This is a genomic window from Streptomyces sp. NPDC031466 (assembly GCF_055581265.1).
In genome coordinates, this window is record NZ_JBVIJT010000002.1 from 42,184 (window position 1) to 65,244 (window position 23,061).

A 23,061-nucleotide genomic window follows, 5' to 3' on the forward strand; every position below is an offset into this window, starting at 1 on the left:
ACAGTGGGTCAGCCGGACAGTGGGTCCAGGACCAGCGGCTGGATCTTGCCCTCCAGCATCGCACCGAGGCCGAGCACGGCGCACACGTCGGGCCGTTCCGCGATCTGTACGGGCATTCCGGTCGCGTCCCGCAGCATCTGGTCGAGGCCCGGCAGCCGCGCGCTGCCGCCGACCATCATGATCCCGCGGTCCGCGAGGTCGGCCACCAGGTCCGGCGGACAGTCGCGCAGCACCTTGCCGATCCCGTCGAGCACGGCCGTGAGCGGGGTGTGGATCGCGTCGCGGACGGCGGCGGTGTCGACATGGACCGAGCGGGCCAGACCCGTCGCGACGTCCCTGCCGTGGATCTCGGTGGACTCCGGGCCGTGCGGGGTGAGGCCGTTGCCGCTCAGGGCGAGCTGGAGGGGACGTACGGACTGCGAGGGGAGCATCAGTTCGTGCTGGTGGCGCAGGTGCTGGACGATGGCGTGGTCGATGGCCTCGCCGCCCACGGGAATGCGTTCGGCCGTCACGATCGAGCCCATGGACAGGACCGCCACCTGGGTCGTGGCGGCGCCGCAGACCAGGATCATCGTCGCCTCGGGGCGCTCCACGGGGAGTCCGCAGCCGACGGCCGCCGCGATGAGGGTGTCGACCAGTTCGACCCGGCGGGCGCCGAGTCCGACCATCGTCTCCACCGCCGCGCGCTGGGCCAGCGGGTCCGCGTCGTGCGGGGTGCAGGCCGCGGCGCGCAGCCTCGGCTTGCGGCGCAGGGTGCGGCGCAGCTTCTCGCCGAGCAGGTGGCGCAGCATGCGCTGGGCCATCTCGATGTCGACGACGGTGCCGCCGGAGACCGGGCGGACCACGCGGATGTAGCCGGGGGTACGTCCCGTCATCTGCTCGGCGAAGTGGCCGACCGCGATGAGCGCGCCCGTACGGGTGTTCACTGCGGCGGCGCTCGGCTCGTCCACGACGAGGCCCGCGCCCTTCACGAAGACGCGGGTGCGTGCGGCGCCCAGATCGACGGCGACGTGGCAGCGGCGCAGCTGCTCCAGACTGACGGTCATGGCGGGGCCTCCCGAGAGCGCGGACCGTACGGACCGGCGGTCGGCGGTCCTGTTTCGCATCGTGCGGGGGGTTCGGGGGGTGCGCCTGTTGGGGTGGGCCGGGTGGGGCGGGGCCGGACGAGTGCTTTTTTCTGGCGGGGGCGCCTGGGGGGCTTTCGTGCGGGTGGTGGGGGTTGGTCGCGCAGTTCCTCGCGCCCTTGGGGTGGTGGCTCGTGGGGCTTTCGTGCGGGTGGGTGGGGGTTGGTCGCGCAGTTCCTCGCGCCCTTGGGGTGGTGGCTCGTGGGGCTTTCGTGCGGGTGGGTGGGGGGTGGTCGCGCAGTTCCTCGCGCCCCTGGGGGGTGTGCTCGTGGAGTTCCCGTGCGGGTGGGTGGGGGTTGGGCGCGCAGTTTCTCGCGCCTCTGGGGGGTTCTCGCGTCCATGAGAGGGCTTTCGGGGGGAGGGGGCTCAGGTCTTGCGGGGGGCGTGGTTTCGGGGGCGCAGGGGTGGCGGGTTTCCGCCAGGGTGGGTGGCTGCCTTGTGGGGGGTGGGCGCTGGCACTCTCTCAGTCTCGGGTCGCGGTCCCGCCCGGGGGCGGCGTAGAGAGGCGGCGGTCGATGGTCATGGGTGCCGTGTGGCTGCGAGTCGGGCTTGTGTCCGTCCTGCTTCCCGTCGGGCAGGGCGTCACCGCCGTCGGCGACGACCCCGCAGCCGCAACAGCGGCCGCCGCCCACCGCGCCCCCCGTTCCGTCGACACCGTCACCCTCGTCACCGGGGACAAGGTCACCGTCACCCGGTTACCCGGCGGGCGGCGGACCGTCGGTGTCGAGCGGCCCGCCGGGGCGGGTGGTGCCGTGCGGAGCCGGATCGCGGGCGGCCACCTCACCGTCGTACCGGACGAGGCGCGACCGTATCTGCGCTCCGGGGTGCTGGACGAGCGGTTGTTCGACGTGACGGAGTTGATCCGGCAGGGGGCCGCCGGGCGCGGCGGGACATCGGCGTCGGCGGCGCCGCTCATCGTGACGTACCGGAAGACCGTGTGGGGCGCCGGCGTCCGCCTGCCTCGCGGGGTGGAGAAGGTGCGGTCCCTGCCGAGCGTGGCGGGCGTCGCCGTGCGCGTCGAGGAGCCCGGTGCCCTGTGGCGGTCCGTGCGCGACAAGGCGTCCGGCGTCGACAAGGTGTGGCTCGACGGCCGGGTCCGGGCGGACATGGCGCGGAGCAACGAGCAGATCGGCACGCCCGCGGCCTGGGCGGCCGGGCTCACCGGCAAGGGCGTGCGGGTCGCCGTCCTCGACACCGGCGTGGACGACGGACATCCCGATATGGAGGGCCGGGTCGCCGTGAGCGAGAGCTTCGTCCCCGGCGAAGAGGTCGCCGACCGCAGCGGACACGGTACGCACGTGGCCTCCACCCTCGGCGGCAGCGGCGCCGCGTCGGAGGGGCACAAGGAGAGGGGCGTCGCGCCCGGCGTCTCGCTGGCCGTCGGCAAGGTGCTCGACGACGAGGGCTACGGCAGCGAGTCGCAGATCATCGCGGGCATGGAGTGGGCCGCCGAGGACGTCGGCGCCGAGGTGGTGTCCATGAGCCTCGGTTCACAGGAGCCGAGCGACGGCACGGACCCGATGGCCACCGCCCTGAACACACTCTCCGAACGGACCGGCGCCCTCTTCGTCGTCGCGGCGGGCAACGCCGGCGCGCCCTCCTCCATCGGCTCGCCCGGCGCCGCCGACTCCGCGCTGACCGTCGGCGCGGTCGACTCCGCTGACCGCGCCGCCCCTTTCACCGGCCGGGGCCCCCGCTTCGGCGACCACGCGCTCAAGCCCGACCTGTCGGCACCCGGCGTCGACATCCTCGCGGCCCGCTCCCGGCTCACCGGCGGGGAGGGCCCGTACACCGAGATGAGCGGTACGTCGATGGCGACACCGCACGTCGCGGGCGTGGCCGCCCTGCTCGCCGAGCAGCACCCCGACTGGACGGGCGACCGGCTCAAGGACGCCCTGATGTCCACCTCCGAACGCCTCGACGCGTCGGTGTACGAGGTGGGCGCGGGGCGGGTCGCCGTGCCCGGCGCGATCGGCGCGCGGGTCACCGCGAGCGGCAGCGTCGACCTCGGCTTCCACGCCTGGCCGTACGACACCGGCGAACCGGTCAGGAAGACGCTCACCTATCGCAACTCCGGCGACGTAGCAGTGGAGTTGAGTCTGACTGTACGAGGCGCCGCCGACGGGTCCGTCGGGCTCGCCGACACCACCCTCACCGTCCCGCCGCACGGCACCGCCTCCACCACCGTCACCGGCGACGGCACGAGGGCGCCCGTCGGGAACACCAGCGGCGCCGTGGTGGCGAGCGCCGCCGGGCGGGAGGTCGCGCACACCGCGTTCGGCCTGGTCAAGGAGGAGGAGCGGTACACCCTCACCGTCCACGTCAAGGACCGGGACGGCGCACCGGCCCCCGCGGACGTCCTGGTGCAGCGGCTCGCCGAGGGGGCCGAACCCGTTCCGGCGGCCGTGGGCGCGTCCGGGACCTTGCAGCTGCGCCTGAAGCCGGGGACGTACGCCTTGACCTCGTTCCTCGACGTGCGCGGCGCCGGGGGAGCGGACTCGCTCGGGCTCGGCTTCCTCGCCGATCCGCAGATCCGTCTCGACCGGGACCGCCATGTCACGCTCGACGGAAGGCGGTTGCGGGAGATCCGGGCCGAGGTCGGCCGGCGCACCGAGACCCGGCAGCTGCTGATGGAGTACGACAGGAAGGCCGGCGGGGCCGCGCTCCAGGGCGCCGTCCAGGTCCCCGTGAAGTACGACAGCGTCTTCGCCGCCCCCACCGAAGAGGTCACCGAGGGCACCTTCGAGTACCGCACGGTCTGGCGGCTCGGCGCGCCGCTGGTGCGGGTCAAGGGCCTGAGCGAGGCCGTCGCGCAACCCGGCGGGACCCTCGCCGAGGGGCGGCACAGGTGGGCGCTGGTGGACGCGGGCGACGGCACCCCGGACGCGTACGCGGGCAAGGACGTGCGGGGCAAGGCCGTCGTCGTGCGCCGCTCGGGCGAGGTCACCCCGGCCCGGCTGGGGCAGGCCGCGCAGGACGCCGGGGCCGCGGCGCTGTTCGTGACCGACCGTCAACCGGGCCGCCTCAACGCCTGGTTCGGTACGGACGACAACGCCGACCGGCCCTTGCAGATCGCCGCCGTCGACGCCGCCGACGGTGCCCGCCTCATCGCCGCGGCGAAGGCGGGCGCGAAGGTCGAGAGCACCGGGACGGCCGCCACGCCCTACCTCTACGACCTCTCCGCGGGGCATGAGAAGGCCGTTCCGGAGGATCTCCGCTATCGGCCGAGGAAGAGTGAACTGGCATTCCTGGACGCGAGGTTCCATGCCGTGCGGCCCGCGAAAGGCGGCGAGTTCCGTTACTCGCTCACCGACACCTTCCCGATCGGCATCGGCTTCCAGGAGAAGATCGACTTGCCGGCGACACGCACGGAGTACGTCTCGGCGGGCGCGGGGCAGCTGTGGCACGAGGCCGTCTCCGTAGGGCCGGGCGCCCTGGAGGAGCGCGGCGGTCTCGTGACCTACGAAGGGGGCACGCGGGCCGGCCTGAACTGGTTCAAGCCGGTGCTGCACCCCTGGCTCGGCACTGGCCTCGGCTGGGGCCAGACGCGCCGCGGCGACGGCCTGGAGTTCAACGTGCCCGGCTGGGGCGACTCGGGGCCCGACCACACCGGCTTCGGCGACGTGTGGAACGAACCGACGATGACGCAGGTCAGCGAGGTCCTCGTGGACGGCGTCAGCGTCGGTCGGCGCGAGGGCCCCGGCGTGTACGTCGACGGCGCCGACCCCGCCGAGCGCACGTACACGGTCGTCACCGACACGACCCTCGATCCGGCGCGGTGGCGGCTCGCCACGAAGGGCCACACGGAGTGGACCTTCCGCTCCCGGCGGACTCCGGAGGACCGCAGGACCCTCCTGCCGCTGCTCAACCTCGGCTTCGACGTCGACACCTCCCTCGCGGGCGAGGTGCCGGGCGGGCGCACGATCCCGGTGCGGATCTTCGCCGAGTACGTCAAGGGGGCGGCGGACATGGGGACCATCGGCGCCGGCGCGCTGTCCGTGTCGTACGACGAGGGGAAGTCGTGGCGGGGCGTCGCACTGGACCGGGAGGGCGGGAAGGCCCGGAAGGCCTCCTGGCAGGGGAGGTTGCAGGTGCCGCGCGGTGCCGGTTCCGTCTCCCTGCGGGCGTCGGCGAGCGATGACCTGGGCGGAAAGGTCTCCCAGGAGATCGTGCGGGCGGTGGGGGTGGGACCGCCCGGCGACACTTCGAGGGGGCAGCCTCGCGGGGTTCGGGAGGGGGCGGCACGCGAGCTTCCGCCGGGGCTACCTCGCGGGGTTCCGGCGGGGCCGGTTCTCAGCCTTCCAGGGCCCGCTTCGTGATGCTGCCCAGGTCAGTGCGGGGCGGTGAGGGGTGGGGCCGCCCTGTGACATTCCGGCGGGTCCGCCACGCGAGGTTCCGGCGGGGCGACCCCGCGAGGTTCCGCCGGGACAACCCCCCGAGGTTCCGGCGAGGCCGGATCTCAGCTCCGCAGCGCCCGTTTCATGATCTTGCCCATGTCGTTGCGCGGCAGCGCCTCCAGGTAGCGCACCACCCGCGGCCGCTTGTGCGGGGCGAGCCGGTCGGCGACATGGCCGGCCAACTCCTCGGCCGACGGCGGGGCCCCCGGGTCGGTGGGGACGATCCACGCCACGATCCGCTCGCCCAGGTCGGGGTCCGGCTCCCCGGTGACCGCGGCCTCCCGCACCCCCGCGTGTTCCAGGAGCGCGTTCTCGATCTCGCCCGCGCCGATCTTGTAACCGCCGCTCTTGATGAGGTCGGTGGCCTTGCGGCCGACGATCCGCACATAGCCGTCGGGGTCCCGCACCGCCATGTCGCCGGTGCGGAACCAGCCGCCCGGCGCGAAGGCGGCGGCGGTCGCGTCGGGGCGGTTCAGGTACGCGGTGAACAGGTTCGGGCCGCGCACCTGGATCTCGCCCACCGCCTCGGGATCGCCCACCGGGATCTCCTCGCCCGCCTCGTCGACCAGCCGCAGGTCGACGCCCGGCAGCGGCACCCCGACCGCACCCGCGCGCGGCTCGCCGTCCACGCGGACGCTGGTGTTCATGAGGGTCTCCGTCATGCCGTACCGCTCGATGACGCGGCGCCCGGTGGCGGCCGCGATGCGCTCGTGGTCGTGCACCGGCAGCGCGGCCGAGCCCGACACCAGGAGCCGCGCCCCGGCCAGCGCCTTGGCCAACTCCGGTTCCCCGGGGAGGGCTTCGGCGATCCGGTGGTACATCGTCGGCACCCCGAACAGCATGGTCGCCCCGGACCCCAGCTCGCGCGCCACGCCCTCGGTGCTGAACCGTCCGAGGTGGCGCACCGAGCCGCCGCGCCGCAGCGGGCCCAGCGTGCCGAGGATCAGGCCGTGCACGTGGAACAGCGGCAGGCCGTGCACCAGGACGTCGTCGGCGGTCCACCCCCAGGCGTCCGCCAGGGCGTCCAGCGTGGTGGCGATCGCCCGGCGCGGCAGGACGGCGCCCTTGGGCGGGCCGGTGGTGCCCGAGGTGTAGACGATCAGGGCGGCGGCCTCGGGGTCGTCCGGCTCGGCCGACGAGCCCGTGCCCTGTCCGTCCGGGCCGGCGTCCGGGGCTACGTCGACTTCGAGCCGCGGCACCTCGGCCAGCGCCGGGGGCAGTTCCGTGCCGGGTGCGGTCAGGATCAGCGACGGGGCGCTGTCCGCCACGATGTGCGCCAGCTCGCCGCCCCCCGACTTGGGGTTGAGCGGCACGGCGGGTACTCCGGCGAGCAGGGCGGCGACCACGCCCACGGCGGTCTCCAGGGAGGGCGTGGCCCAGACGGCGACGCGGCCCGCCCCGCTCAGGCGTACCGCCAACGCCTGTGCCACGGCGGAGAGTTCGCCGTGACTGAGCGCGCGGTCGCCGAAGCGCAGTGCTTCCCCGGCCGCGGAGGTACGTCCGTGCGGGGTGGCCAGGGTCGGGAAGAGGGGGTCCACGTCTTGTACTCCTCTGGGGCTGCTCGACCGGTGCGGGCACGTGCAGTCTCACACAGGGTGCCGCCGGTCCTCCTTCGGCGACCGGGCCGGGCCCCTCGCGGCGCGCGGGCGGAGGTGTCGTAGCGTGTCGGCATGTCCACGCCGCCTCAGCCCGGGGGTTTCCACCCCGCCCCGCCCTCGTACGGGCAGCCGCCGCAACCGCCCTACGGTCAGCTGGGCTTCCCTCCCCAGGCGCACCCCTACGGGCAGCCGGGCTTCCCTCCCCAGGCGCACCCCTACGGGCAGCAGGCGTACCCCGGGGGCCCCGGCCCCGCCCCGTGGGGCGCCGCGCCGCCGCCGCTGCCGCCTCGGCGCAGGACCGGCAGGATCGTCGGCATCGCCGCCGGCGCCGTCGGGGCGCTCGTGGTGATCGCCGGGGCCGTGGCGCTCGTCGGCGGCGGCGGTGGCGGGTTCCCGGAGGCGAAGTACCGCATGACGGTGCCGTCCGAACTGGGCGACGGCACCTACAAGCTGGCGCAGGACCTCTCGGACACCACCGGCCGGGCGATCGTCGAGGAGAACCGGAGCAGGGCCAACGTCCGGGACCCGAAGGCGGTGGTCGCCCAGTACGCGGGCCAGGGCGAGCGGAAGGGCGCCGTCATGGTCGTCTCCGGCATGTACGGGCGGTTCAAGGACCCCGCCGAGGCGCGGGACGACATGATGGACGGTGCCACCGAGGGGCAGGGCGCCCGCGTCGCGGTGCCCGCGCGGGACGTCACCCCCTCGGGGTCGGACGTCACGGTGCGCTGCCAGGTGCTCACCCAGGACCAGGGTGCGGGCGTTGGGCGGAGCAACGTACCGATGTGCGCCTGGGGGGACGACAACACGGCCGCGGGCGTCGGCCTGATCACCGAGGAGAACGCCGTCCAGGAACCGGAGGCCGTCGACCTGGAGGAGCTGGCCCGCACGACCCTGCGCATCCGCGAGGAGATGCGCGAGCCCATCCGATGACCCCGTGACCTGACCCGTGACGTGACTCGGGACGTAGGCCGACCGGACCGGTGGTGCTCAGTACGTCAGGAGCACGCCCACGTACGAGATGCCGGCGATCACGGTCCACGCCGCGAGGCCCAGCGCCGCGACGCGACCGCCCGTGCGGGTCAGGGACGGCAGGTCCACCGCGCTGCCGAGGCCGAACAGGGCGCCCGCCAGCAGGAGTTCCTGCGCCAGCTGCGCGGCGTCGAGGACGCCGCCCGGCAGCAGGCCGGTCGTGCGCAGGACGACCATGGCGAGGAAGCCGACGACGAACAGCGGCACGAGCGGCGGCCGCTTGGCGCCGGCGGCGCCCGCGGCCCCGCCCGCGGTGCCGGACCGCGACCGTGACCGCGCCCGCACCGACAGGGCGACGGCCGCGACGAGCGGTGCGAGCAGCGCGACCCGCATCAGCTTCACCAGGACCGCGTCCCCGAGCGCCCCGGGACCGGCCGTCTGCGCGGTCGCCACGACCTGCCCCACGTCGTGCACGCTCGCCCCGACCCAGCGCCCGAACTCCGCGTCGGTCAGCCCCAACGGATGCTGGAGCAGCGGCAGTACGGCGATGGCGAGCGTCCCGCACAGCGTCACCAGGGCCACCGAGGTGGCCGTGTCCCGCTCGTCGCTCCCGGACGCCTCGCTGACCGCGCCGATCGCGGACGCGCCGCAGATCGAGTAGCCGGTGGCGATGAGCAGCGGCTGATCGCCGCGCAGGCCCATGCGGCGGCCGAGCCACCAGGTGCCGAGGAAGGTGACGGCGACCACGCCGAACACCATCACGACCGAGGCCCAGCCGAGCCTGAGCACGTCGTCCAGACCGAGTTTCAGGCCGAGCAGTACGACGCCGACCCGCATCAGCCGCTTGGCCGCGAACGTCAGACCGGCCTTGCCGGGACCGCGTACGAAGTGCCGTGCGACGCCCGGCAGATGGGCCGCCGCGATGCCGAGGACCACGGCCGCGGTGAGCATCGGAACGCCGGGCACGAGCCGGTGCGTGCCCCAGGCGACGGCCACGCCGGTCGCGGCGAGCGCCAGCCCGGGAAGCCTCCCGGGCCGGTGCGCGGCCGGGGAAGGGGCGTGTGTCGTACGGGATGTGGGGCGTTCGCCGAGGAGTGCCATCACCGGTCGGCCGGAAGCTCGTACACCCTGCGGACGCTGCTGCCCAGGCGGGCTATGTCGGCGCCGTAGACGTGCAGGGAGATCGCGCGGGTGCCGCAGGCGTTCCACACCCGGTGGATGTCGCCGGGGGGCGCGAACCCGCAGACCGAGCCCCGCGGGTTGACGACGTCCTCCGTGGCGACGAGGCGGCCGCTCCCGCCGGGCTCGGCGGCGGGCACGAGGCGGTAGCGCCGCTCGTGCTCCTCGCCCTCGTGGACGCCGGTGACGCACCACGACACGTGGTCGTGCACGGAGGTCCGCTGGCCCGGCAGCCAGACCAGGGCCACGATCGAGAAGCTGCCGTCGCCCTCGGCGTGCAGGACGTGCTGGCGGTAGCGGTCGGGATCGCCCTCGCACTGCTCTGCGGTGAGCAGGTCGGCGGTGCCGAGGTGGGGGGCCAGCCGCTCGCCGACCAGGTACGCGGTCAGGTCGGGGGGCAGGCCCCGCCCGACGGCCTCGCGGACGTCGGCGACAAGGGCGGCGAGGCGCTCTGTGGTCCGGGCGGCCCGGTACGTGGTCGGAGTGGTCATACCGGCAGCGTCGCGCCGCGCGAACCATCACGTCCAACGACAGTTGTTTGGCATCCCTGCAACTTCCGCTTATGGAAGCGGACCTCCAGGGGGCGTCGCGCTCAGCAGCCGACGCGGTTGGCTGCCACGGTCGTCAGCTCGTCCAGGACGAGGGCGGTCGCCGGGATGCGCAGATGGTCCTTGAGGACGTACGCGGAGACCTTGCGCCGCGAGGCCGGGTCCAGGGCGCGGCCCGTCACCTTGCGGTGGCACAGGAAGTTCAGGACGAGGCCCGGCATCATCGCGATGCCGAGGCCTTCGGCGACCAGGCTCTGCACGACCAGATTGTCGTCGGTGGTGAAGGCGATGTCCGGCGCGAAGCCCTGCTCGGCGCACTCGTGCAGGAAGTTGGCCCGGCAGCGCGGGCACCCGGCTATCCAGCGCTCCTCGGCCAGCTCGGCGAGCTTGACCGAACGCCGGCGCGCCATCGCGTGCCCGGTGGGCAGCAGCACGGTCAGCTGGTCCTCCATCAGCGGGATCTCCGCCAGCTCCTCGGGCACCTCCTCGTGCAGGCCGGGGTAGGTGAAGGCGAGGGTGATGTCGCACTCGCCGCGCACCACGCGCCGCAGCGACTCCGGGGGCTCGTCCTCCAGGAGCTCCACGCGCACCCCGGGATGCCCGGCGGCCAGGCGGGCCAGGGCCTCGGGGATGAGCGTGGCGTTGGCGCTGGGGAAGGCGCAGACCCGTACGCGCCCGGACCGCAGCCGGGTGATCGCGTTCATCTGCCGCTGGGCGGCGGAGATGTCCTCCAGGATGATCCCCGCGTGCCGCGACAGGGCCTCCCCGGCCTCCGTCAGCCGCATGCGCCGACCGACGCGGGTGAACAGCGGCGTCCCGACGGACCGCTCCAGCGCCTTCATCTGCTGGGTGATCGCGGGCTGCGTATAGCCGAGGGAACGGGCGGCCGCCGAATACGAACCGGCCCGGACCACCTCGTGGAACGTCCTGATGTGCCGTGAATCGAACACCGTCGAATCATAAGCAGATTTTGGGAGGGTCGAACATGGGCGAGGGCGGCGCCTGTACGCACCCGGCCCGCTTGCACGGTCGGCCCGCAGGGCCCCCGCACGGTCGGGCCCGGGGGGCCTCTGTACGGTCGGCCCGCAGGGGCCGCGAACCGGCCCGCAGTCGCGCAAGCAGAGGAGCCCCCGCCCGTGCCCAGCCCCCGGATAGCCCTGGTGACCTGCCGCCCGCAGCCGGCCCACGACCGCGACCTGCCGCACCTGGCGCGCTCCCTCGGCGAGGCAGGGGTGGACGTCCACGTGGTCGGGTGGGACGACCCCGACGCCGACTGGGCCGCGTTCGACCTCGCGGTGATCCGCTCCACCTGGGACTACAGCCGGCGCGCGGCGGAGTACGTGGCGTGGGCCGAACGGTGCGCGCGGCTCACCCGGCTGGCCAACCCCGCGCACGTCGTGCGGTGGAACACCGACAAGCGCTACCTCGGCGACCTGGCCGCGACGGGCGTCCCCACCGTGCCGACGTACTACCGCGCGCCCGGCGAGCGCGTCGACCTCCCCGCCCACGACGGCGAGTTCGTCGTGAAGCCGGCCTCCGGGGCCGGGGCGCGGAACGCCGCCCGCTACCGCGCCGAGGAGCGCGCGGACGCCCTCGCCCACATCGGACACCTGCACGCGGAGGGGTTCACCGCCATGGTGCAGCCCTACATGGGGCGCATCGACGTCACCGGCGAACGCGCCCTGGTCTTCTTCGCCGGCCAGTTCCTGCACGCCGTCCAGAAGGGCGCGGTGCTCACCCCCGGCACGGCCTACGACGCCGACAAGACGCCGCACCCCGACCTGCGCCCCTGGCAGCCGACCGACGCCGAACTGGACGTCGCCGAGCGGGCGTTGGCGGCGGTGCCGGGATCGCCCGAGCTGCTCTACGCCCGCGTCGACCTCGTGGACGGACCCGAGGGCGCCCCGGTCCTCATGGAGCTGGAGCTGGTCGAGCCCAACCTCTTCCTCGCCGTGCACCCGCACTCCCGCTCCCTGGCCCTCGTCACGGAGCAGATCATCAAGGCGGCGGCATGACCTCGTGAGCCACCCGCTGGAGCAGCCCCCAGGTGAACTCCGCCACGCAGCGGCGCGGTGCACCGCCCGCGTCCGGCGCGGTGAAGGCCAGCCCCCACCGGGTGGGCGCCGTGCCTTCCATGGGCCGCGCGGGAGCGAAGGCGCGGGCCGCCTCGTCGACCGTGCACGACCACGGGGCGAGGTCGTCCGCGGTCCGCAGCTCGGGCCCCGGCGCCCCGGGGGCGCGCACCAGCCACTCGTTCCACACCGCCCCGCCGGGCGCCCGCAGCACCTCGAAGCGCAGGTCGGGCCAGAGCGGCACCGGCCACCGCAGCGCCTCGCACTCCAGGTCGCCGATCCGGCGGCGGGCGGTGGACTCCGGGGCGCCGAGGACCGAGCGGTAGCGCGCCGCGGCGCCCCGGGAGCGCGGGCCCCGGGACATCGCCTGCCAGCGCCGGTTGGCCTCGCGCATCTCGGCGACGGAGACGCCCAGCGCATGGCGGGCGCCCTCCACCAGGTCCGGGTTGTGGTCGGCCATGCGGCGCAGCAGGACCAGCTGGAAGTCCAGTGGGGTGAAGGGCGCGGAGGACGGGCTAGCGGGCATGCGCCCCATCGTCGCGCACCGCGCGCGCTCCCGGGCGGCGGCCGTCCGGCAGGAACAGCACGGAGTTGACGTAGCGGGGGCGCCGGGGCGTGAGCACCCGGCGCAGCAGGCCCTGCGAGACGACGTACGAGGTGGCGCGCTGGTGGGCCTCCAGGTCGAAGGAGGCCAGCGGCAGCCAGGTGTCGTCCGGCAGGACCCAGCCCCGGTAGCCGTGCCGTCGCGTGAGGAGGTCCACGATCGGGGCGATCGGCTGGATGCGGCACTCCAGCTCGATGAAGAGCGCGGGCCGGTCGCGGGCGATCAGCTCCTCGGCGCCGCGCAGCACCGGCAGTTCGTTGCCGTCCACGTCGATCTTGACGAAGTCGACGTCCCGCAGGCCGAGGCCGTCCAGCGTCAGGCACGGCACGTCGACGGCGGTGGCGTGGATGTCGCGGCGGATCAGCGACGACACGCCCCGCTCGCCATGGTCCCCGTGCGGCAGCCAGAGCCGTGCCGTGCCGGGCCGGTCACTGGCCGCGGCCTGCACCACGCGGACGTTGCCGGGCGTGCTGGAGTCGAGCAGCCGGGCCAGGTGGGGCACCGGCTCGACGGTGACCACGCGGCGGGCGCGCGAGGCCAGCCGGCGCGACCAGGGTCCGTACCAGCCGCCGACGTCCACGGCGGTGCCGCAGCCGGTGGGGCACAGGTCGCCGAGGCGGGCCAGTTCCAGCTCGAAGCGCGGGTAGACGAGCCGGGCCAGCGAGGCGATGAGCCGGTCGGGGACGTAGGGCGCGAGGCGCGCGGCGAGCGTCACGGACGGCTCCTCGGCACGGGGCCGCTCACCGATGCCGGTAAGTGGGCCACCACCGGTACACCCACCGCCACCGGGGTATCCGCCACCACCGGTACACCCCCCGTCACAGGGATATCCGCTTGAGCAGCTGCTCGTGCTCGTCCTCGGGGACCTGCTCGCCGGAGGAGGGCAGCAGCTGCGGGATGCCGTCGACCACGGGGTAGCGGCGGCGCAGGCGCGGGTTGTAGAGCGCCTCCTCCGGTACGAGGGGTTCCGCCGGGGCGAGCAGATGCAGCGGGCCCTTGTCGAGCGGACAGGCGAGGATCTTCAGCAGTGGGTCGTCGGCGTTCATCCGCCAGTCAACTCCTTGGTCGGGGGCGAGGCTTGGGGAGGAGGCCCGTCGTGCTTGGGCATGACGAGGAGCACGGACACGGCGAGCACCGTGCCCGCGATGCGCAGGGTCAGGCGCACCGGCTCGTGCGGCAGCGCCTCACCGAACGCCAGCGTGCCGAGCACCGCGGTGAACAGGGCGGTCACCGTGGTGCACACCGGGACGATCAGCGAGGCCCGGCAGCGCTGGAGTGCCGCCTGCGACATGACCAGACCGAACGCGCCGGTGAACAGCAGCAGGTACGGGTACGGCGAGCGCAGCAGGTCCACGAGCGCGCCGCCGATGTCCCGCGTCGTCAGATGGCTGGAGACACCCTTGATGGCCAGCGAGCTGACGCCGTACAGCAGACCGACCGCGACGCCGTACTCGACGCCCGCCGACGGCATGCGGTGCCGGTGCTTGGCCCGGCGCTCCGCCGCCCCGTACAGCCACAGGCCCGCGGCGAGCGAGGGCAGGCAGACGGTCAGGACCAGCGGCACGGGCGCGCCGCGGCTCACCGTGTCGTCGCCCTCGTTCAGGGAGAGCACGACCATCAGCAGCGCGAGGAGGATCGCGGCGACCGCGTACCGCTCCCGCCCCGAGGTCCGCTCGCCGAGCAGCACCGAGGACAGGAGCAGCAACAGGACGAGGCCGGAGACGAAGATGCCCTGCGCGGCGGCGATCGGCAGCGTGCGGTACACCGCGAGCTGGGCGCCGAAGCCCGCGGCGAGGGCGAGCGAGCCGCCGATCCACAAGGGGCTGCCGAGGACCTGCCGCAGCAGCCGGGCCGGGTTGCGGACGCTGACCGACGGCATCGTGGTCAGCGCCCGCTTCTCCAGGACGAACCCGGTGCTGTAGAGCAGGTTGGCGAGCAGCGCCGCGGCCACACCCCACCACATCGGGCTCAGGTCCTTCGGGCGTGCAGCAGCAGGATGGAGGAGGCGCTGGGCACGGCGCACGCGAGCCGGTCCAGGGCGCGCAGTGGCCGCGGCACGCCGTGGAAGGGCGCGCCGGACAGGCGTACGACCTCGAAACCGCTCGCCGCGACGAACTCCCGCAGCGCGCGGGCCGTGTAGAGCCGCAGGTGGCCCACGACCTCCTTGCCCGGGCGGCCGTGGATGCCGCGCAGGCTCACCTCGGAGAAGACCGGCTGCACCCCGGCGAGGAGCAGCCCGCGGTTGTACCAGGCGGCGAGGTTGGGGGTGGACAGCATGAGGTGCCCGCCCGGCCTGAGGACGCGTCGCAGCTCGTCCAGCGCGCTGTCGGGGTCCACCAGGTGCTCGATGACCTCGCTGAACAGGACGGCGTCGGCCGCTCCGGTCGCGAACGGCAGCCCGCCGTCGGTGAGTTCCCCGCGCACCACGTACGGCAGCCGGGCGTGCGCGCGCCTGAGGGCGTCCTGGGACCAGTCCACGCCGATCACGCGGTGGCCGGCCAGCAGCGGCGCCGCGGTCGCGGCGGCGGTGCCGTCGCCGCAGCCGATGTCCAGGACGGTGGCGGTGCGGGTCGTGGCGGGGCCCAGCGCGTCGGCGAGGATGCGGGCCTGGCGCAGGCTGCGGGCGTCGCCCGAGGCGACCGGCACGGCGGGGTCCTCGTAGAAGTCGCGCAGGCCGGCGCGGCGCCCGCTGGTCGTGGCGGTCACTTCGGCCCTCCGCTCTCGTCGGGCGGCGCGGGGTCGGGCCCGCCGCTCCGGGCGTGCTCGGTGTGCGCCGGCTGCTCCGTGTGCTCGGTGGCGTGCAGATAGTGCTCGAACAGGTCCCGCAGGTGCGCGCCGTCGCCGGGGCCGAGCAGCGTCTTCGACCAGCGCAGGGCGACGTGCAGCCGTCCCGCCGTGGACGCCGTGGTCACGGTGAGGCCGCGCGGCAGGCGCGCCGGCGCGGAGAACCACACGGCGTGCGCGCGCCCCGCGTCACCGAAGTCCAGGGGATACGGCACACGCCCGATGTTGCTCAAAAGCGTGGTCGATGTCCAGGGCGCGGCCGCCCGGCGCAGCCCCCGCGTGACGGCCGCCCGGAGGGTGACCGGCAGTACCGGCGCCGTCAACAGACGTGCCCCGTGGCCCAGTTGCGGCCGGGGCAGCGCCTTGAGGGCGCGGGTGCGGTCGGAGGTGCGGCGCAGCAGGTCGCGTATGGCGTCGGGGGTCCACTCCCGGTGGGCCAACTCCGCTGCGCTGAACGGCACTTCCACCAGGCGGGTGCCGTTGCCGATCGGCATGCTCGCGTCGCGGGGCCGGTCGTCCACCGGCATCGTGATGCGCAGCGGGCGGGGCCGGGCGCCGTGCTCCCGGTTCCAGTGGGAGATCATCAGCGCCGTCGCCACCATGAGCTGGTCGTTCACGGTGAACGGGGAGCCCTTCGGGCGGCGCGGCACGGGCAGCTCGTCGACCAGCAGGCCGTTGCCGGGGGAGGGCTCGGGCGTGCCCCGCAGCACCCTGGCCGGCGGTGCCCAGCCGGAGGGCGTGTCCGGCGGCGGCTGGGCGGCGGTCCCCGGGCGCTCCGGTGCGCGGGTGGGCGGGGGCGCCACCGGTGTGGGGGAGGAGCCCTCGCCCGCGTAGATCTCGGCGGCCGTCGCGAGGACCCGCATGCAGGCGGGGCCGTCCAGCGCGGTGTGGTTGACGGTCAGGAACAGCACCGAGCCTGGCCCCGCCGCCGTGTCCGGACCCGGCTCCGGCCGGGAGGCCAGGCCCGCTTCGGCCGCCACGACCTCCAGGCGGATGGGCGGGGAGGCCGCGAGGGAGGGCGCCTTGGCCAGCGCCCGCTCGCGGGCCCGCTTGAGGGCGTCCGGCTCCGGGGCCGGGAAGGTCACCACCTCGGTGTCCGGCTCGGCGGTGAGCTCCCACTCGTAGCGGCGGCGGTACCAGGGGCCCCGCGCCTCCCGCATCAGGATGCGGGGGTGGCGGCGCAGGGCCTCGGCGAACGCCGCCTTCAGCCGGGCCGGGTCGGGGGTGCCCGGCAGGTGCACCTCGATGTGCACGGTCTCCGGCTCCTCCTCCTGGAGGCAGTGCCGGGAGACCTCGTCGACGACGGGGAACGGCACGCGCGCGGGCGGCCGGCCGGGGCCGTCCGCCCGCCGTGCCGGGTGTTCCAGTGCGGTCATCGCTGCGTGCCTTCTCCTGATTCCGGGGTGGGCGGGCGCCCGAGCCGCGGGAAGCGGACCGTCGCGTCGTCCTGCGGCGCGGACGCGGGCCCGGCCGGCTCGGGTCCACGGGCCGAGACCGTGGGGCCCGACCCGGGGTGCGCCGGCGCCGGTGGGGCCGGCGGCGCCTTCGGGGTGTGCGTGCCGCCGTGCTCGCGGTGCGGCAGCGGGGGCCCGGCGGGGTGCGCGGGCCGCCCCGGGGCGGGTCCGCCGCCCGGTCCGTACACCAGCGTGTCGGCGTCGTCGGACGGCGTGTGCCGCTCCCGTACGGTCACCAGCGCCGCGAACAGCGCGATGAGGGCGAGGAGTTGGGCCACCGGGCCGAACGCCCCCGCGTCGGCGTCGGCGGGCTCGCCGGCCCCGGTCGCCGCCGCGACGCCCGCGCCCGCCATCGCCAGGAACGCGAGGGGGACGAGCAGCGTGTGCCGCCACCAGGCCAGCAGGGCCAGCGCCGGGACGAGCAGGGCGAACGGCCCCGCGATCACCGCGGCCACCAGCGTCAGCGCCACCGTGCCGAGGATCGGGCCCGGGGCGGGCGGCGCGGGCGCCACGGCGTCCGTGTTGGGCTCGCGGCGCCGCACCAGGACAAGACCGGCCAGGGCCAGCACGCCGACACCGGCCAGGATCAGCCCGATCTCGTAGACCCGCGAGGGCTCGTAGGTGAGCTTGACCGTGCCGCCCTCGCCCTTGGGCACGAGCCAGCCCTGCTGCCAGCCGTCGAGGCGCAGCGGGGTCAGCTCCTTGCCGTCGAGGGTGGCCTTCCAGCCGTCGTTCACGTTCTCGTACGTCGTCAGGTACGAGGCCGCTCCCGCGCCGACGCTCACCTCGCGGCGGTCGCCCAGCCAGTCCTTGATCTTCAGCTCGCGGGCCGTCTCGTCCACCGTGCCGGGCGTCCCCCGGGTGAGGGAGGCGTCCATGACGGTCAGCGGGCCCGCGTCACCGGTCTCGACGCTGTGCGCGCCGGCGTCGAGCCGGACCGCCGTGTCCTTCTTGCCCCGCTGGCACAGGCTGATCTCCACCGGGCGGCGCTCGGTGAGGTCACGGACCTTGCCCTGGGCGGCGGTCTCGAACAGCTCGCCGTCGACCGACACCATCGGGCCCTGGCCGCAGGGCAGCGAGAAGCGCTGCGAGGCCTTGGGCCGCGGGGTGCGGTACTGGTCGAGCGCGGGGACGTAGACCTCGGTGAGGCCCACCGGCAGCTGGAGGTTGTCGTCGGCCACCGGGTTGTGGACCGTCAGCGGAGCGGTCTCCGTGATGGTGATGTCCATCCGGTCCGTGGTGATCGGCGTGAACCGGGCGTTGCCGTTCTCGTCGACCCCCGCGGTCGCCGCGCCGTCCGGCGAGCTGATCTCGATCTTCTGCGGACGGGTGGACAGGCCGCCCGCGGCGGGCAGCACGATCTCGCCCACCGGCTGCTTGCCCGGCCACCTGAGGTGGATCACCGGGCGCTTGGTGTTGCCCGCGATCCACGCCGTGGTCAGGTCGCCGTCGGTGAGGTTGCGCGGCGTCAGGCCTTCGCCGAGCCTCGCCGTCGAGTCGGCCGTCGCGATGATCTGCTGCCGCTGCTCGGGGGCCACCTTGTAGAGCAGTTCGTCGAGTTCGGTGCCGGGCACGGCCACCGCGCTCGCCTTCATCTCGTACTCGCCGCCGCCCGTGGTGGTGAAGCGGCGGTGCAGCCCCGACTCGGCGTTGACCGGCGACAGGGCGTTCGGGTCGGACGAGCGGTGCAGCGCGTACGTGGTCGCCTCGGCGCCCGTGACCTTCTGGGCGTCGGCGGGCAGCTGGAGGAGCTTGGTGACGCGCACCTGCGGCAGGCTGATCTCCGAGAAGCCGGCGCCGGTCAGCCCGGGGCGCGCCTCCTCGGTGTCCACGATCGTGATCTTGATCCAGCTCGTGGTGCCCGGGCGGGCCTTGACGCGCTGCGCCGTGCCGTCGGGCCTGAGCGAGCTGGTGACGGAGCCCCGCTCCGTCTCCACGCGTACCCGGGTGGGCGCCGCCCGCACGCCGTCCTGCGGCAGCGGGGTGAGGCGGAACGCGGCCGGGACGGTGATCTTCGCGTTGAACTCGGCCTTGATCCACTCGCCGTCGGGCGAACCGGAGCCGCCCTCGGCCCAGGCCGTGGCCGGGTTGCCGTCGAAGGCGTTCACCGGGTCGTACTGCGGCAGGTGGAAGAGCCAGTTGCCGTAGGAGGAGGCGGTCACCGACCTGGCGCCGCGCAGCTCCGCCGTCGTCTGGTGCTCGACGCCGTCCGTCGGCAGGATCTGGTGCGGCTTCCTGCCGGGGTCCTGGGCGGCGTCGGGCGCGTTCCGCTCGTCGCGGGTGTAGGTGTACGACGTGTTGGAGTTGACCAGGCCGAAGCGGGTGTCGGCGCGGCGCAGTCCGTCACCGACGGCCAGCAGGCCCGGCGTACCCACGCCCGGGTGGTTGTCGCCGGTCAGCACGGTCGGCCGGTCCCGCATCGACGGGTCGGCGGAGAGCGGGAGCAGCGACTCGGGGCCGCCGCTGACGACCGCCGTGTTGGAGACGGGCTTCAGGCCGGCCTGCCCGGGACGCCGGGCGCTGTCGCCGGGGGCGTAGATCTCCACGGCGCGCTGGCGCGGGTAGAGGCCCTCCACCTGGAGGGGCGTGTCGGCCGGGATGGTGCCGCCGGTGGTCTGCGGGCCGAAGCCGGTGACGCGGCTGAAGCCGGACTCCTCCAGGGTGCGCTTGACCGTCGACGTCGGGACATGGCCGACCTGGTCGGGGTCGAGGTCGTTGCGCACGACGACGTAGTAGAGCCCGGCCCGGGTCAGGTAGTCGCTCAGGCCCGGCACCTTGCCGCCCGTCATCAGCGCCTGCTCGACCGCGTCCATCGCGCGGCGGTTGCCCGCCGTGCCGAACGGCACGTAGTCGCGCTGCGCCCACCGCGAGTCGGCGAGCACGTCCAGGGGCTGGTCGATGGGCGAGCCCCAGGTGTAGATGCCGTGCGCGGTCGCCGGGACGACGAGGGCACGGGAGTCGGGGGAGTACTTCTCCAGCCAGTCGGCCGTCGTCTGCCAGTACGTGGGCAGCTTCTGGAACGAACCCGGCTGCAGGATCGAGCCGTTGAGGTAGGGCCAGGCCAGCCCCGGCAGCACCAGGACCGCGGCGGCCAGCGTGGCGTACCGCCGGCCCCGCACCGGCCGGGCCCCGCGCGCCTGCGCGGCCACCCCCACCAGGTGCGTCAGGCCGAGGGCGAGGGCGAGCGCGAGGCCCGTCTGGAACTTGTAGATGTTGCGGAAGGGGACGAGCCCGCCGTTGAGCCAGGACTGGACGCTCTCGTGGAAGGGCGCGCCGAGGGCGCCGCCGTACCCGGCCAGCGTGATCAGGGCGACGGACAGGACGGTCAGGACCAGCCAGCGCCGCTCGGGCAGGTCGCGGCGGGCGAGCCCGGCCAGGCCGAGGGCCGCGGCGAGCGCCGAGCAGACGACGCTCACGACGGCCGTCGCCACCGTCCAGCCGGCCGGCAGCCAGGCCTCGCCGAAGTTCAGGTAGGCGACCCAGTTGCCGGCGCCGCGCAGCGTCTCGGTGGCCGACATGGTGCCGGTCGTGGTCGCGGAGTTCTCCACGTACGGCAGGAAGTTCTCGCCGTAGATGCCGAGCATGAGGAGCGGCACGATCCACCAGGCGGTGGCCAGGATGACGCCCGGCACCCACCAGGTGATCAGCTTCCGCTTGCGCGGCCCGCCCGGGCGCGACAGGAGGTAGAGGGCCACCGGGAGCAGGGAGGCGAGGGTCGCCGCCGCGTTCACCCCGCCCATGCAGGGGATGATCAGCGCCGAGCGGCAGGCGGCGAGGCGGGCGCTGATCCGCTCATTCGTCAGCGGCAGCAGCACCCACGGCAGGACCGCACCGGGCAGGGCGGCCGCCGACGTGGAGCCGACGACTATGGTGAACGTCGGCCACAGCGCGTACACCACCGCGCCGAGCAGCCGGCTGTGACGGCTGCCGATGCCCAGCCGCTCGGCCAGCCGCAGCGCGCCCCAGAAGGCCGCGCTCACGATCAGCGAGAGCCACAGCCGCTCGGCCAGCCAGACGGGGAGCTGGACGAGATCGGCCAGGCCGTAGAACGGCAGCATCGGGAACGCGTAGCCGACGTACTGGTCCTGGATGCCGCCGAAGCCGCCCCGGTCGTGCCAGAGCTGGCCGAGGTCGGAGAGGAACTGCCAGGGGTCGACGGTGACACCGAGCTTGGTGTCGAACGTCATCCGCCCGGGTCTCACCGCGAGGAACGCCACGAACGCCACGGCCCAGAACCCCAGCAGCCAGCGCCGCGAGCGCGGCCCCCGCGAGGGTTCAGGGGCAGCGGTCGTGGGCCGTACGGCGGCCGGGGGTGGGGCCTGGACCGTGGTCATGGACACCGCCTGAGAATGAGGAGGAGGTTCCAGGTGGCGATCTCGCGCACACCCGGCACCTTTGTGATCGCCCCGGCCAGGAACGGCCAGTAGCGCGAGCGCGCGGACACCACGGCCACGTCGGAGCGGCCCCGCACCTGGCGCAGGGTCGCTCCGACGTGATGGGCGAAGAGGTTCTCGCCCAGGGTGTGCTTCGCGGCTTTTCCGGTACGTCTTTCATAGCGGGCGCGGGCCCGCTCGGCGCCCAGGTAGTGCCAGGGCGCCCACTCGTGCCCGCCCCAGGGGGAGAGCCAGTTGGTGAACGAGACATAGATGAGCCCGCCGGGCCTGGTGACCCGGACCATCTCGCTGAGGAACGTCTGCGGGTCGTCGACGTGCTCCAGGACGTTCGAGGAGAACGTGACGTCGGCGACGGCGTCCGCCAGCGGCAGCAGATAGCCGTCGGCGAGCACCGAGCCCTCCGGGGGCTTGGTGCCGGACGCCTTCATCTCGGCGAGATCGGGCTCGAAGAGGTAGGACTGCGCGCCGCGCCGCCGGAACTCCTCGGTGAAGTAGCCGCCGCCGCCGCCGATGTCGACGACGACGCGGTCCTTCACCTTCACATGCGCCTCGACCTGGTCGGCGGCGTCCTTCGCGAGGAGGGTGTAGCAGCGCTCCGGGTCCTGCTGCTCACGCAGGAATGCACGGAACAGGGTGGCGGAACGGCGCAGGGACGGGTCTTTCACTCAGGTCCCCTGTGCGGTCGGCGGCCCGGCGGGCGCGGGTATGAGGGGCCCGGCGGGCGCGTGATGGGCGGCGACCGCCTCGGCCGCCACCGCCTGGAACTGGCGGACGGTGTTGCCCCAGCGGAACTGCGCGGCCCGCTCGCCGGCGGCCTTGCCCAGCGCCCTGCGCCGCTCGGTGCTGAGCGCCAGCGTGCACCAGGCGGCGGCGAAGGAACTCTCGCCGCGGGCGAGGAGGCCGGTGACGCCGTCCGCTATGGAGTCGCGGACCCCGGGGACGTCGAAGCCGACCGAGGGCGTCGAACGGGTCGCCGCCTCGGTGATGACCAGGCCCCAGCCCTCCACGGCCGAGGGATGCAGCAGCATCCAGGCCTCGCAGAGCAGCCGGTGCTTCTCGGCCTCGGAGACATGGCCGCGGAACTCCACGCCGGGACCGGCGAGCTGTTCCAGACGGGCCCGCTCGGGGCCGTCGCCGACGATCACGAGCCGGCCGCCGGTGACGGGCCTGACCCGCTCCCACAGCCGCAGGAGCAGATCGATCCGCTTGTACTCCACTAGGCGGCCCATGGCGAGGAACAAGGGCTCGTCGGAGCGGGCGTGCAGCGGGCCCGGCTCCTCCACGCCGTTGTGCACGACGCGGATGCGCTCGCGCTCCACGCCGATGGCCCGCAGCGCCGTGGCCGTCGACGGCGAGACGGCCACGAGCAGGTTGCCGCGCTGCGCGCCCGACAGGGCCCAGTGCTCCAGTCGCCGCCCGAGCCGGGCGGCCGGGGCGAGGGCGCCCTGGAAGCGCATCCCCCACAGATCGGTGTGGACGTGGTTGACCAGGCACAGGGTCGGTCCGCGGTGCCACAGCGGCGCCAGGTACGGCATGCCGTTGCAGACCTCCACCAGCAGGTCGCAGTCGCCGATCTGGCGGGTGAACGCGGACCGCGCCCGCAGGAAGTGACCGAGGTCGCCACCCGCGGAGACCACGCGGTAGTCGCGGTGGGCCGCGGGCCCGCCGCACAGCAGCGTGACCTGGTGGCCCAGCTTGCTGAGCCCGTCGGCCAGCCGGTCGACGAGGAGTTCGGAGCCCCCCGCGGCCGGGTTGCCGAGGTCGCGGTGGGCGAGGAAGACGATCCGGCGCGGCTGTGGGGGAGGCGCCGGGAGCCGCTGCGCGTGCCGCGGGGCGGCTGCGCGCAGCGAGGACGGTACGTGCTGGGGCATGCGTGCTCCAACTCGTCTCAGGGTGCGGAACTGTGGGGGGCCGGGCGGGCGAAACGGTCCTGCTGTG

General features: G+C 74.4%; 17 protein-coding genes. 3 read left to right on the forward strand and 14 right to left on the reverse strand.

The genetic code is table 11. From position 1 onward, the window contains the following. Positions 1–8 precede the first annotated feature (8 nt). Positions 9–1,046, reverse strand: coding sequence for a rod shape-determining protein (locus ACZ5GP_RS03070; RefSeq protein ID WP_468749112.1), 1,038 nt, complete (start codon positions 1,044–1,046; stop codon positions 9–11). A gap of 593 nt (positions 1,047–1,639) precedes the next feature. Between ACZ5GP_RS03070 and ACZ5GP_RS03075 the strand changes: the two genes are divergently transcribed. Further along, a complete protein-coding gene (locus tag ACZ5GP_RS03075) occupies positions 1,640–5,443 on the forward strand; it encodes a S8 family serine peptidase (protein ID WP_468749113.1) in 3,804 nt (1,267 codons plus the stop codon). Between the two features lie 140 nt (positions 5,444–5,583). On the opposite strand, the gene ACZ5GP_RS03080 is transcribed toward ACZ5GP_RS03075, so the two are convergent. Further along, complete coding sequence (locus tag ACZ5GP_RS03080) at positions 5,584–7,059, reverse strand: acyl-CoA synthetase (RefSeq protein WP_468749114.1); 1,476 nt, start codon at positions 7,057–7,059, stop codon at positions 5,584–5,586. A gap of 132 nt (positions 7,060–7,191) precedes the next feature. Between ACZ5GP_RS03080 and ACZ5GP_RS03085 the strand changes: the two genes are divergently transcribed. After that, entirely contained in the window at positions 7,192–8,049 is an 858-nt protein-coding gene (locus tag ACZ5GP_RS03085; protein WP_468749115.1) for a hypothetical protein, read from the forward strand. A gap of 57 nt (positions 8,050–8,106) precedes the next feature. Here the strand turns inward: ACZ5GP_RS03085 and ACZ5GP_RS03090 are convergent, their stop codons facing one another. The 3 genes from ACZ5GP_RS03090 to ACZ5GP_RS03100 form a co-directional block, all read right to left on the reverse strand. After that, the gene (locus ACZ5GP_RS03090; protein ID WP_468749116.1) at positions 8,107–9,189 is read right to left on the reverse strand and encodes a YeiH family protein; all 1,083 of its coding nucleotides are present in this window, start codon (positions 9,187–9,189) and stop codon (positions 8,107–8,109) included. Further along, a complete protein-coding gene (locus tag ACZ5GP_RS03095; protein WP_468749117.1) occupies positions 9,189–9,758 on the reverse strand; it encodes a cysteine dioxygenase family protein in 570 nt (189 codons plus the stop codon). The genes ACZ5GP_RS03090 and ACZ5GP_RS03095 overlap by 1 nt, the downstream gene beginning before the upstream one ends. Positions 9,759–9,859: 101 nt before the next feature. Then, positions 9,860–10,765 carry a LysR family transcriptional regulator gene (locus ACZ5GP_RS03100; RefSeq protein WP_468749118.1) on the reverse strand — a complete coding sequence of 302 codons (906 nt, stop codon included), beginning with the start codon at positions 10,763–10,765 and terminating at the stop codon, positions 9,860–9,862. A gap of 186 nt (positions 10,766–10,951) precedes the next feature. On the opposite strand from ACZ5GP_RS03100, the gene ACZ5GP_RS03105 reads away from it, so the two are divergent. After that, a complete protein-coding gene (locus tag ACZ5GP_RS03105) occupies positions 10,952–11,830 on the forward strand; it encodes an ATP-grasp domain-containing protein (protein ID WP_468749119.1) in 879 nt (292 codons plus the stop codon). Here ACZ5GP_RS03105 and ACZ5GP_RS03110 read toward each other — a convergent pair. The 9 genes from ACZ5GP_RS03110 to ACZ5GP_RS03150 form a co-directional block, all read right to left on the reverse strand. Further along, positions 11,814–12,422 carry a hypothetical protein gene (locus tag ACZ5GP_RS03110; RefSeq protein ID WP_468749120.1) on the reverse strand — a complete coding sequence of 203 codons (609 nt, stop codon included), beginning with the start codon at positions 12,420–12,422 and terminating at the stop codon, positions 11,814–11,816. The two genes, ACZ5GP_RS03105 and ACZ5GP_RS03110, sit on opposite strands and share 17 nt — an antisense overlap. Beyond that, positions 12,403–13,206 (reverse strand): FkbM family methyltransferase, encoded by an 804-nt coding sequence (locus tag ACZ5GP_RS03115; protein ID WP_468749121.1) that lies wholly within the window; start codon positions 13,204–13,206, stop codon positions 12,403–12,405. The genes ACZ5GP_RS03110 and ACZ5GP_RS03115 overlap by 20 nt, the downstream gene beginning before the upstream one ends. Positions 13,207–13,309: 103 nt before the next feature. Then, a complete protein-coding gene (locus ACZ5GP_RS03120; RefSeq protein WP_358588483.1) occupies positions 13,310–13,537 on the reverse strand; it encodes a Trm112 family protein in 228 nt (75 codons plus the stop codon). Further along, entirely contained in the window at positions 13,534–14,442 is a 909-nt protein-coding gene (locus tag ACZ5GP_RS03125) for a hypothetical protein (protein WP_468749667.1), read from the reverse strand. The genes ACZ5GP_RS03120 and ACZ5GP_RS03125 overlap by 4 nt, the downstream gene beginning before the upstream one ends. A 17-nt stretch (positions 14,443–14,459) precedes the next feature. Beyond that, the gene (locus tag ACZ5GP_RS03130; protein ID WP_468749122.1) at positions 14,460–15,197 is read right to left on the reverse strand and encodes a class I SAM-dependent methyltransferase; all 738 of its coding nucleotides are present in this window, start codon (positions 15,195–15,197) and stop codon (positions 14,460–14,462) included. Next, positions 15,194–16,651 carry a condensation protein gene (locus tag ACZ5GP_RS03135; protein WP_468749123.1) on the reverse strand — a complete coding sequence of 486 codons (1,458 nt, stop codon included), beginning with the start codon at positions 16,649–16,651 and terminating at the stop codon, positions 15,194–15,196. Before ACZ5GP_RS03135 ends, ACZ5GP_RS03130 begins: the two co-directional genes overlap by 4 nt. Further along, positions 16,648–21,063, reverse strand: coding sequence for an alpha-(1->3)-arabinofuranosyltransferase (locus tag ACZ5GP_RS03140; protein ID WP_468749668.1), 4,416 nt, complete (start codon positions 21,061–21,063; stop codon positions 16,648–16,650). Before ACZ5GP_RS03140 ends, ACZ5GP_RS03135 begins: the two co-directional genes overlap by 4 nt. Beyond that, positions 21,060–21,788, reverse strand: coding sequence for a class I SAM-dependent methyltransferase (locus tag ACZ5GP_RS03145; protein WP_361080876.1), 729 nt, complete (start codon positions 21,786–21,788; stop codon positions 21,060–21,062). The genes ACZ5GP_RS03140 and ACZ5GP_RS03145 overlap by 4 nt, the downstream gene beginning before the upstream one ends. Continuing rightward, entirely contained in the window at positions 21,789–22,994 is a 1,206-nt protein-coding gene (locus tag ACZ5GP_RS03150) for a glycosyltransferase family 4 protein (protein WP_468749124.1), read from the reverse strand. Positions 22,995–23,061: the final 67 nt, after the last annotated feature.

Coding starts and splice junctions, on each gene's coding strand:
- ACZ5GP_RS03070 (WP_468749112.1), bottom strand. CDS start 1,046: ATGACCGTCAGTCTGGAGCAGCTGCGCCGCTGCCACGTCGCCGTCGAT.
- ACZ5GP_RS03075 (WP_468749113.1), top strand. CDS start 1,640: ATGGTCATGGGTGCCGTGTGGCTGCGAGTCGGGCTTGTGTCCGTCCTG.
- ACZ5GP_RS03085 (WP_468749115.1), top strand. CDS start 7,192: ATGTCCACGCCGCCTCAGCCCGGGGGTTTCCACCCCGCCCCGCCCTCG.
- ACZ5GP_RS03090 (WP_468749116.1), bottom strand. CDS start 9,189: ATGGCACTCCTCGGCGAACGCCCCACATCCCGTACGACACACGCCCCT.
- ACZ5GP_RS03095 (WP_468749117.1), bottom strand. CDS start 9,758: ATGACCACTCCGACCACGTACCGGGCCGCCCGGACCACAGAGCGCCTC.
- ACZ5GP_RS03110 (WP_468749120.1), bottom strand. CDS start 12,422: ATGGGGCGCATGCCCGCTAGCCCGTCCTCCGCGCCCTTCACCCCACTG.
- ACZ5GP_RS03120 (WP_358588483.1), bottom strand. CDS start 13,537: ATGAACGCCGACGACCCACTGCTGAAGATCCTCGCCTGTCCGCTCGAC.
- ACZ5GP_RS03135 (WP_468749123.1), bottom strand. CDS start 16,651: ATGACCGCACTGGAACACCCGGCACGGCGGGCGGACGGCCCCGGCCGG.
- ACZ5GP_RS03140 (WP_468749668.1), bottom strand. CDS start 21,063: ATGACCACGGTCCAGGCCCCACCCCCGGCCGCCGTACGGCCCACGACC.
- ACZ5GP_RS03150 (WP_468749124.1), bottom strand. CDS start 22,994: ATGCCCCAGCACGTACCGTCCTCGCTGCGCGCAGCCGCCCCGCGGCAC.